Here is a 9,151-nt window from a genome sequence, read left to right as displayed (position 1 = left end):
GGCCCAGCGCGTCGTACTCGTCAACAACGATGCGCTGCCGAACCTCGAGGCCCTGGGCGCGGTCGACCGCGTGGTCGCCCTCACCTCGGCGGTGCAGGAGGGCCTGTTCGAGGACTCCACCTATACGACGCTCGACTCGCTCGACCTGCTGTCGACCGAGAAGAACTCCACCGGCGGCTCGGTCGTCTCGCAGGAGAGCATCCTCGGCGCCGAACCCGACCTGGTGATCGCCCCCGAGAACGCGGTCGACAGAGAGGCCCTCGCGGCCAGCGGAATCGCCGTCTACTCGCCCAGCGCCTATTGCACGAACCCCGGCGCCGAGCTCAGCGAGACCGCGACCTTCGATCGCGTGTGGAGCGAGGTGCGCACCCTCGGCGCCCTGCTGGGCGAGAGCGATCAGGCCGAACAGGTCGTCGCGCGTGGCACGGCGAGCCTCAGTTCCACGGCACCGGATGCCGGAACCGCCGCCGCCCTCTACGTCTCCTCCGGCGGAAGCGTGCTCTCGCCGTACGGCGGTCCGAGCATGGTCACCCCCGTGTTCGCCGCGGCGGGACTCGCCAATGTCTACGCCGATTCAAGGGAGCGGGTCTTCGACGCCAACATCGAGGACATCATCTCGCGCGACCCCGGCACGATCGTGCTGCTCTACTCCGACGGCGAACCGCAGACCGTGATCGACAGCTTCATGAGTTCACCCGGTGTCTCCGCCCTCTCGGCGGTTCGGAATGACCGCGTTCTGGCACTGCAGTTCGCCTACACCGACCCGCCGAGCGTGCTCTCGACCCAGGGCCCGCAGCAGCTGGCCGCACTCCTCGCGACCCTGCCGTGATCGAGGCGCATGGGGTGACCGTGCGCGCCGGAAACCGAGTGCTGCTCGACGGGGTATCGTTCCAGGCGCCCACCGGCGCGGTGACCGGGATAGTCGGTCCGAACGGAAGCGGAAAGACCACCCTGCTGCGCGCGCTGGTTCGCGCGACGCCCCTGTCGGCGGGCCGGATCGTTCTGGATGGCCACGATCTCCGCATCCAGAACCGACGCTGGATCGCACGCCGGGTGGCAGAGGTCGGGCAGCGCAGCGAACCCGATGCCTCGTTGCGCATCGTCGACGAGGTCTCGCTCGGCGGGATCGCCGAGAACGGCGTTCTGCGCTCTGGCGGGGCCGCGTTCGATCACCGCGTGGCCGACGCCCTTGACGCGGTCGACCTGTCGCACCGGGCCTTCGATCGGCTCTCGACACTCTCGGGCGGCGAGTTGCAGCGCGTCGCCCTCGCCCGAGCGCTCGCCCAGGGCGCGAGTCACGTTCTGCTCGACGAGCCCACCAACCACCTCGACATCAGGCACCGGCTCGAGATCATCTCGCTGCTGCGACGAATCGCCCCGACCGTCGTGGTCGTGCTGCACGATCTCGAACTCGCCGCCCAGGTCTGCGACCGCGTCGTCGTTCTGCAGCGCGGAGTCGTCGTCGGTGCCGGCCGCCCCTCCGAGGTGTTTCAGCCTCGGCTGCTCGATGCCGTCTACGACGTGACGACCCGGGTCACAGCGACACCGGATGGGCTGACGCGCCTCTTCTTCTCTCTTCCCTCTACTCCTCCCGCCCTCTGCCCCGCTCCCCGAACAAAGGAATCCGCATGACAGAACTCAGCTCGACAGAAACTAGCCCCCTCGACACCGCCCGCAGCCTCGCCGCTCGATGGGATGCTCAGCAGACCGGCTACATCCGGCACCGGGCGCAGCGCTTCGACACCATCGCCCGGGTCGTCGCCGGCGTCTGCGTCGACGTCGCCGAGCCGCGCATCCTCGACCTCGCCGGAGGCACTGGCGCACTGGCCCTGCACGTGCTCCGTCACGTTCCGAAAGCGCGCGCCGTCGTGGCAGACAAAGACCCCGCGCTGCTGGCGATCGCCGACGACCTCGCGGCAGACGACCCTCGCCTGCAGACCGCCGACGTCGACCTCGCGCGCGCCGACTGGTCGGAGCATCCGGCGATCGCGTCGGCCCCGTTCGACGCCATCGTCTCGTCGACGGCCCTGCACTGGCTTCAGCCCGGCGACCTCGTCGACGTGTATCGCACGCTGCCGGGTCTGCTGCGACCGGGCGGCATCCTGCTGAACGGCGACCACCTCTCGTACAGCGCCCAGCACGAGGGCACCCTCGCGCGCATCGCGCTGGCGGATGACGCGGCGATGCAGGCCCAGACCTTCGCAGGCGACACCGACACGTGGGACGAATGGTGGCAGGCCGTCGCCGACGTTCCGCGCTATGCGGCCGCGCTGCAACGGCGAAGCGAGGTCTGGGGCGCCGAACTGCACGTGGCGCCGCCGAAGGTCACGCTCGGCTTTCATCTCGAGAGCCTGCAGAGCGCCGGCTTCGTCGAGACCGGAACGGTCTGGCAGTACCTCGACGACCACGTGGTCTACGGGGTGACCGCACCGCGCTGAGCCTGAGCGTGAGCCTGAGCCTGCTGCAGCGTCGTTCGGTTGCGGCGGAAGCATCGCGATGCCACCGGCGGGATAGGACATCAGATGGGCATGGTGTTCTGCGCGATCGTGAGGTCATAGCGCCGGATCAGAAAGTCTGAGCCGGTGTGCTCGAGCCGCCAGGTGGCATGGAGCACTCGATTGAATGGCCGGCCGGTCGATGTGTTCGGCTCGTCGAGCCACTTCCCGACATGACGGAAGAAGAACTCGAGCGTCCAGCCAGTTCGGTGATTGCCGGCGATGTCGATCTCGATGATGCTGTGAAAGTCCCAGGGGATGTGACGCAGCGCGTCGGCGTACCAATCGCGGAACGACGCGTGATCGTGAGCCAGCGCGTCGCCGTCGAGGGTGAACGTCATGTCGCCGTCGTCGAGGTGAGTCGTGAAGAACTCCGCCTCAGCAGCGTGGTCGAACGCGGCGAACCAGGCGTGAACGAACGACCGCACATCGTTGTGATTCGGGGCCTTCAGCTCGGCTGGCTCATAGCGCAGCACCTCTGCCTCGGCGGCCGTGAACTCGGCCTCACCGGCGGCAGAGGATGACCCCTGCCTCTGGTCCTGCCTATCGGAAGTCGAGGCGGCGGTGCCGGCTCCGGCAGCGAGTTGCCGCTCGATCGCCTGGAAGTCGAGCAAGTACCACATCTGCTCGACGCGGCCCTCGCGGAATCGATACACTCCGAACTCCGTGAACTCCACTCGTGATCCCGTCGGCTGCAGCCCGAGCCATTCCTTCACGGGCGTGCCGGTGTCGCGGAGACGAACGGAGACGCGGTCGCCCTCGACGACGATGTCCTCGAGGTTCCAGGCGAACTCGTCGACGGCATCCAGGTGTGCCTTGATCTCGGCGGTGTAGTCGTCGCGAGAGATGACCTCGCCGTTGAAGGTCAGCGTCTCGTGAGCGAACTCGCTCATACGCTCGAACTCGCGGGCGTTGAGGGCAGCCAGGTAGCGCGCGTAGATGGCGCGGAGGTCGATGTCGGTCATGATCTTTCCTGTCTTTAATAGGGGCTGATTGCTGTATGAACTAGATCGCGTGAAGGATGCGCACTCGTCGTTCGAGTGTCGCCGCTCGCACGCGGCTGGTCGGCGCGAACTGGTCCCAACCGTGCGTCAGGCCGGGAAGAACCTGAAGTTCGGCGTCGACGCCCGCCGCCCACAGAGATGAGGCATACCGCACCGTTTCGTCACGAAACAGATCCAGTGCACCGACTTCGAGATAGGCCGGAGCCAGGCCGGAGAAGTCGTCGAGGCGAGCGGGTGCGATCACGGCGGGCACGCCGTCGGTTCCCCGGCGGTCACCGAGCACGGCGTTCCAGCCGACGCGGTTGTCGTTGGCGGACCAGGTCAGGAATGGCGCTGTGTGCGGGTCGGACGTCACTGTTCGGTCGTCCAACATCGGGTAGATGAGGATTTGCCGCGCAACCGGCAAGCCCGCATCCCGGGCGCGAATGGCGCTGACGGCGGCGAGCCCCGCGCCCGCGCTCTCGCCCATCACCGCGATCCGTTCCGGGTCGACGCCGAGCTGAGCGGCGTGATCGTGCAACCAGCGGGTACCGGCAAAAACGTCCTGTCCTGGCAGCTCGCCGGAAGCCTCCGGCCCCCGCCGGTAATCGACCGAGAGAAACGGAACACCGGATCGGGCCACGTACTCACGCACGTAGGGTGCGAAGAGCGCAACCGAACCCGCGATCATCCCACCCCCGTGGGCGTGCACCACCGCCGCCGTTCGATGCGAGCTGTCTACGGCCCGAGGTGAGAACCAGTGGAGCGCAACGCTGGCCCCGTCGACCGACGAAGCCTCGTAAATTCGTTCGTCCAGTTCTGGTCGCTCCAGAGCCCGGGTGAGCGTCGGGTACATCTCATCTGTCGCTTGGCGAATCTCCTGCCACGTTCTGGTACCTGCGGGCTCGTCGTCCTGGGTCAGTTCAGACAGGGCAGCCCCCAGCTCGACATCCATTTTCATCGTCACTACAACTCCATCCGTCGTTCTTTGCGGTTCACGCTACGATCTAGACCACTCTCTAGGTCAAGTAGATGGTGGTGCGGAATGGCGAAAGAGTTTCTCATCGGCGAGGTGAGTGAAGAGACGGGTCTTGGCGTGCATACGCTGCGCTTCTACGAGCGAGAAGGTCTGCTTCCTGGAAGGGTCGAGCGCGACGGGAGTGGCCGACGCGTGTACACCGAGGTCGACGTGGAGTGGCTTCGAATGTGCATGCGGTTCCGTTCGATCGGGATGCCGGTGGGAGACGTCCGTCACTACGCCGAGCTCGTCGCCGCCGGACCCGGAAACGAGCGCGAGCGCATGGAACTGCTGCGTGCCCACGAAGCGCGCGTGCGCCAGGAGCTGGCAGGCCTGGTCGAAAACCTCAGTGTCATCGAGGCGAAGGCGCGGCTCTACGCCGAATACCTCGAGGCAGGGAAAGCCGGTCGCTTGTGGACCGGAGAGGCACCCACCTGCCTTGCCGTTGAGGCAGCAGTCGGGGCAACGCCGTGGCAGATTCGTTCTCAGCCCAATTGAAGACCGAGATGTTCCATCTCCACGCCTTCCCGATCTCCTTCTCCTAGTCTGAGCACATGACTGCACGCGATCAGTACACCTTCGGAAATCCGGTCACCCAGTACAAGCGAGTGGAACCTCCTGTTCAGCATCAGCCCGAGCCCGGCGTGCAGGCGCAGATGACGCCGGTTCCCGACCTCGGCGAGTCGACCTACCGCGGCACCGGGCGGCTCGCCGGGCGCAAGGCGCTGATCACGGGCGGGGACTCGGGCATCGGGGGCGCCGTCGCCATCGCGTTCGCGCGCGAGGGCGCCGACGTCGTGATCGTGCACCTGCCCGCCGAGCACGAAGACGCCGATCGCATCCTGGGCCTGATCGACGAGGCCGGCACCACAGGGCACGCGATCGCCGCAGACATCACCGAAGCGAGCACGTGCCGCGACATCATCGCCGAGGCCGTCGAGGTGCTGGGCGGGCTCGACATCCTCGTCAACAACGCCGGCAAGCAGATCGCCGTCGACCGGCTCGAAGACCTCACCGACGAGCAGTTCGAGCAGACCTTCCGCACGAACGTCTTCGCGAACTTCTGGCTCACCAAAGCCGCGCTCCCCCACCTGACCGCCGGCGCCACCATCATCAACACGGCATCACTCGAGGCCTACCAGCCCGCGCCCGATCGCCTCGACTACGCATCGACCAAGGCGGCGATCAACAACTTCTCGAAAGGTCTGGCGCAGCAGCTGGCCCCGCGCGGCATCCGGGTCAACGTCGTGGCGCCGGGGCCGGTGTGGACCGCGCTGCAGGTGTCGGGCGGCGTCTCCGACGAGCAGCTGAAGGCCTTCGACGACGAGAGCACCTATCAGCGCGCCGGCCAGCCGGCCGAGCTCGCGCCCGCCTACGTGTTCCTGGCCTCTGCGGAGTCGAGCTACGTGTCAGGCGAGACGCTCAACGTAAACGGAGGCATGGTCACTCCGTGACCGTGCCGTCGGCGAAGCCGGCGGGCGCTTGCTAGGCTGGCGCTCATTACGTGACACGGGGTGCCCATCCGGGCTGAGAACAAACCCGTCGAACCTGATCTAGTTCGTACTAGCGAAGGGATGTCGCGCTCATGCGCACGTCAGAACCATTTATCGAATCCACCATCGATGCCCTGAACCGGGTGCGGCAGACCAGTCCGCTCGTGCAGTGCATCACCAACAGCGTGGTCGTGAACTTCACGGCGAACGCGCTCCTCGCGGTGGGAGCCGCGCCCGCGATGGTCGACATCGTCGGCGAGGCCGAGCCGTTCGCGACCATCGCATCCGGCCTGCTGGTCAACCTGGGCACCCCCACACCCGAACAGCGGGCGGCGATGATCGAGGCCCAGGCCGGGGCAGCGGCAGGCGCCACGCCCTGGGTGCTCGATCCGGTGGCGATCGGATCCCTGCCCGTGCGAACTCCCCTCGCCCATCGGCTGCGCGACCTGCGTCCGTCGGTTGTTCGTGGCAACGCGTCTGAGATCATCGCCCTCTCGGGCACGGGTGCCGGCGGGCGTGGGGTTGATGCCCTCGATTCCGTCGAGGCCTCCCTGCCCGCCGCCCGCTCGCTCGCCGAATCGACCGGCGGCGTCGTCGCGGTCTCGGGCCCCGTCGACCTACTGACCGACGGCATCCGGGTCGTGCGCATCGCCACCGGCGACCCGCTGCTGACCCGCATCACGGGTGGCGGATGCGCGCTCGGGGCCGTGATGGCCGCGTTCCTCGCGGTCGATGACGACCACCTGGCCGCCACCGTCGCTGCAGTGACCGTCTATACGATCGCCGCCGAGCTGGCCGCGGTCGAATCGGCCGGTCCTGGCAGCTTCGGGGCCGCCTTCCTCGACGCCCTCGCCGCGATAGACGGCGCCGACATCGCCACGCGGGCGAGAATCTCATGACGCTCGACCTGTCGATCTATCTCGTGACCGACACGGCCCTCGCCGCCGCCGCCGGGCATACGGTTCTCTCGGTCGCGCGCGAGGCCGTCGCCGGCGGGGCGACCGCCGTGCAGTTGCGCGAAAAGAATTCGACGGCTCGTGACTTTCTCGACCTCGTGTGCCGGGTCGTCGACGCCCTGCCCGCGGCCGTGACGGTGATCGTCAACGACCGGGTGGATGTCTTTCTCGCCGCCCGCAGGCTCGGCGCGCGGGTGGGCGGCGTGCATCTCGGACAGTCCGACCTGCCACCCGCGCTGGTGCGAGAACTGATCGGACCCGCTGCGGTGATCGGGCTCAGCGCGTCGACGCTCGCTCAGCTGCGCGACGCAGAGAACGACCCCGGAGCGGTCGACTACGTCGGCATCGGGGCGCTGCACTCGACCACGACCAAGACCGACGCGCCGCCGCCGCTGGGTCTCGCCGCCTTCGCGGCTCTGGCCGCATCCACCCACCTGCCGGCCGTCGCCATCGGCGGCATCGGCAGGGCAGACATCGCGCCACTGCGCCGGTCGGGCGCCGCCGGGGCCGCCGTGGTCTCGGCGATCTGCTCGGCGACGAGCCCGCGCGCTGCGGCGCGAGATCTGGCGACCGAATGGCGGAACGCGTGATGAACGACGCAGTGAACGAGATCGAAGGCCGTGCGGTTCCGCGCGTGCTGAGCATCGCCGGCACCGACCCCACCGGCGGTGCCGGAGTGCAGGCCGACCTCAAGAGCATCGCGGCGAACGGCGGCTACGGCATGGCGGTCGTCACGGCCCTCGTCGCGCAGAACACCCGCGGCGTGCGTTCGGTGCATGTGCCTCCCGTCGCCTTTCTCAGCGAGCAGCTCGATGCCGTGAGCGACGACGTGGCGATCGACGCGGTGAAGATCGGGATGCTCGCCGACGTGCAGGTCATCAGCGCCGTGCGCGAGTGGCTCGAACGCGTGCGGCCTCCCGTCGTGGTGCTCGACCCCGTGATGGTGGCGACCAGCGGCGACAGGCTTCTGCAGGCCGATGCGGAGGGTGCGCTGCGCGAACTCGCCCGCCTCGCGCACGTCGTCACCCCGAACATCCCCGAGCTGGCGATTCTCGCAGACGAGCCGCAGGCCACTACCTGGAACGAGACGCTCGCGCAGGCGGCGAGGGTGTCGGCCCGGCTCGACGTGCTCGTGCTGGCGACGGGCGGCCACCTCGACCACGCCACGTCGCCCGACGCTCTGGTCGATGCGCGAGGCTCCGAGGTGCGCACCACTCTCTTCGACGCTCCCCGAATCGCGACGACCAACACGCACGGCACCGGATGCTCGCTCTCCTCCGCCCTCGCAACCCGGCTCGTCTCGTCGCCCGACGCCGCTCATGCGGTCGGCGAGGTGAAGCGCTGGCTCAGCGAGAGCATCCGGGGCGGTGCGCAACTCGAGGTCGGCCACGGCAACGGACCCATCAGCCACTTCGCCGGCATGTGGCAGCGGGCGGGGCTGCTGACGCGGCCGACCCCGGGCGAGCTCCGAGCAGAGTGGTGGGAGGGCATCCGGGCCGTGCGCGAGCAGATCGACGCGCTGCCCTTCGTGTCCGGCCTCGGCGACGGCACGCTCGATGACCGCGCGTTCCGCGGGTACCTCGCCCAGGATGCGCTCTACCTGCGCGACTACGCACGCGCCCTGGCGACCGCGAGCGCGCTGGCGCCCACCGTCGCCGAGCAGGCGTTCTGGGCGGCCGCCGCCGAGGCATCGATCACGGCTGAGCTCGAGCTGCACAATTCGTGGCTCGCAGACGGCGCGTTCGCCGATGTGCGTGCCGACGATGCGACGACCGCCTATCTGAACCACCTGCTCGCCCGGTGCGCCGAGGGCCGGTACGACACTCTCATCGCCGCGCTGCTGCCGTGCTTCTGGCTGTACCACGACGTCGGCGTGCGGCTGCTGCCCCTCTCGCACGACGCGCATCCATACCGATCGTGGATCGACACCTACTCCGACGAGGGCATCGCGTTGTCGACCGAGACCGCGGTCTCGTTCGTGATGGATGCCGCCGCTCGCGCCGACGACGCGGGTCGCGCGGCCATGCGGGATGCGTTCACCCGGTCTGCCGAGCACGAGCTCGCGTTCTTTGCGGCGCCTGCCACCACGCAGACCGCCGAGTAGTTTCAAGGGTGACGCGCCGGCATAGACCCGGGGCACCACGCCTGCGACCGATAATTGGAGCATGACCGAACCCGTAGAACGAGTCACTCTCCTCGAGCAAGC

At 68.2% G+C, this 9,151-nt stretch carries 10 protein-coding genes and 1 riboswitch; of the genes, 8 read left to right on the top strand and 2 right to left on the bottom strand.

The window, feature by feature from the left end; translation table 11 throughout:
- The 3 genes from ACE5CZ_RS12350 to ACE5CZ_RS12340 all read left to right on the top strand — a co-directional run.
- Window positions 1–829 (top strand): ABC transporter substrate-binding protein (locus tag ACE5CZ_RS12350; RefSeq protein WP_374947629.1); only part of this gene is annotated, 829 nt, incomplete at its 5' end.
- A gap of 14 nt (window positions 830–843) precedes the next feature.
- Entirely contained in the window at window positions 844–1,632 is a 789-nt protein-coding gene (locus tag ACE5CZ_RS12345) for an ABC transporter ATP-binding protein (RefSeq protein WP_374947628.1), read from the top strand.
- Window positions 1,629–2,438: a class I SAM-dependent methyltransferase gene (locus tag ACE5CZ_RS12340; RefSeq protein WP_374947627.1), complete on the top strand. Its 810-nt coding sequence runs from the start codon at window positions 1,629–1,631 to the stop codon at window positions 2,436–2,438. The genes ACE5CZ_RS12345 and ACE5CZ_RS12340 overlap by 4 nt, the downstream gene beginning before the upstream one ends.
- Window positions 2,439–2,518: 80 nt before the next feature.
- Here ACE5CZ_RS12340 and ACE5CZ_RS12335 read toward each other — a convergent pair whose 3' ends face one another.
- Together ACE5CZ_RS12335 and ACE5CZ_RS12330 are read right to left on the bottom strand one after the other, a co-directional pair.
- Window positions 2,519–3,460, bottom strand: a complete 942-nt coding sequence (locus ACE5CZ_RS12335; RefSeq protein WP_374947626.1) for an ester cyclase — start codon at window positions 3,458–3,460, stop codon at window positions 2,519–2,521.
- Window positions 3,461–3,500: 40 nt separating this feature from the next.
- Window positions 3,501–4,439, bottom strand: a complete 939-nt coding sequence (locus ACE5CZ_RS12330; RefSeq protein WP_374947630.1) for an alpha/beta hydrolase — start codon at window positions 4,437–4,439, stop codon at window positions 3,501–3,503.
- Between the two features lie 84 nt (window positions 4,440–4,523).
- Between ACE5CZ_RS12330 and ACE5CZ_RS12325 the strand changes: the two genes are divergently transcribed.
- From ACE5CZ_RS12325 to ACE5CZ_RS12305, 5 genes are all read left to right on the top strand, one after another.
- Window positions 4,524–4,994, top strand: coding sequence for a MerR family transcriptional regulator (locus tag ACE5CZ_RS12325; protein WP_374947625.1), 471 nt, complete (start codon window positions 4,524–4,526; stop codon window positions 4,992–4,994).
- A 56-nt stretch (window positions 4,995–5,050) separates the two neighbouring features.
- Entirely contained in the window at window positions 5,051–5,950 is a 900-nt protein-coding gene (locus ACE5CZ_RS12320) for an SDR family oxidoreductase (protein WP_374947624.1), read from the top strand.
- A gap of 46 nt (window positions 5,951–5,996) precedes the next feature.
- A riboswitch (TPP riboswitch) is annotated at window positions 5,997–6,088 on the top strand.
- Window positions 6,082–6,888: a hydroxyethylthiazole kinase gene (gene thiM / locus ACE5CZ_RS12315; protein WP_374947623.1), complete on the top strand. Its 807-nt coding sequence runs from the start codon at window positions 6,082–6,084 to the stop codon at window positions 6,886–6,888. It overlaps the preceding riboswitch by 7 nt.
- A complete protein-coding gene (thiE, locus tag ACE5CZ_RS12310) occupies window positions 6,885–7,535 on the top strand; it encodes a thiamine phosphate synthase (protein ID WP_374947622.1) in 651 nt (216 codons plus the stop codon). The genes thiM and thiE overlap by 4 nt, the downstream gene beginning before the upstream one ends.
- Window positions 7,535–9,049, top strand: a complete 1,515-nt coding sequence (locus ACE5CZ_RS12305; RefSeq protein WP_374947621.1) for a bifunctional hydroxymethylpyrimidine kinase/phosphomethylpyrimidine kinase — start codon at window positions 7,535–7,537, stop codon at window positions 9,047–9,049. The genes thiE and ACE5CZ_RS12305 overlap by 1 nt, the downstream gene beginning before the upstream one ends.
- Window positions 9,050–9,151: the final 102 nt, after the last annotated feature.

The sequence above is a fragment of the Agreia sp. genome (genome assembly GCF_964263775.1).
Lineage (GTDB): Bacteria > Actinomycetota > Actinomycetes > Actinomycetales > Microbacteriaceae > Agreia.
The sequence above is the reverse complement of the archived record's forward strand: the minus strand, read 5'-3'. Positions and strand labels throughout refer to the sequence as shown.

Bases quoted from the DNA above. Each gene is read 5' to 3' on its own strand.
- ACE5CZ_RS12340 (WP_374947627.1), top strand. From the start codon at position 1,629: ATGACAGAACTCAGCTCGACAGAAACTAGCCCCCTCGACACCGCCCGC.
- ACE5CZ_RS12335 (WP_374947626.1), bottom strand. From the start codon at position 3,460: ATGACCGACATCGACCTCCGCGCCATCTACGCGCGCTACCTGGCTGCC.
- ACE5CZ_RS12330 (WP_374947630.1), bottom strand. From the start codon at position 4,439: ATGAAAATGGATGTCGAGCTGGGGGCTGCCCTGTCTGAACTGACCCAG.
- ACE5CZ_RS12325 (WP_374947625.1), top strand. From the start codon at position 4,524: ATGGCGAAAGAGTTTCTCATCGGCGAGGTGAGTGAAGAGACGGGTCTT.
- ACE5CZ_RS12320 (WP_374947624.1), top strand. From the start codon at position 5,051: ATGACTGCACGCGATCAGTACACCTTCGGAAATCCGGTCACCCAGTAC.
- thiM (WP_374947623.1), top strand. From the start codon at position 6,082: ATGCGCACGTCAGAACCATTTATCGAATCCACCATCGATGCCCTGAAC.
- thiE (WP_374947622.1), top strand. From the start codon at position 6,885: ATGACGCTCGACCTGTCGATCTATCTCGTGACCGACACGGCCCTCGCC.
- ACE5CZ_RS12305 (WP_374947621.1), top strand. From the start codon at position 7,535: ATGAACGACGCAGTGAACGAGATCGAAGGCCGTGCGGTTCCGCGCGTG.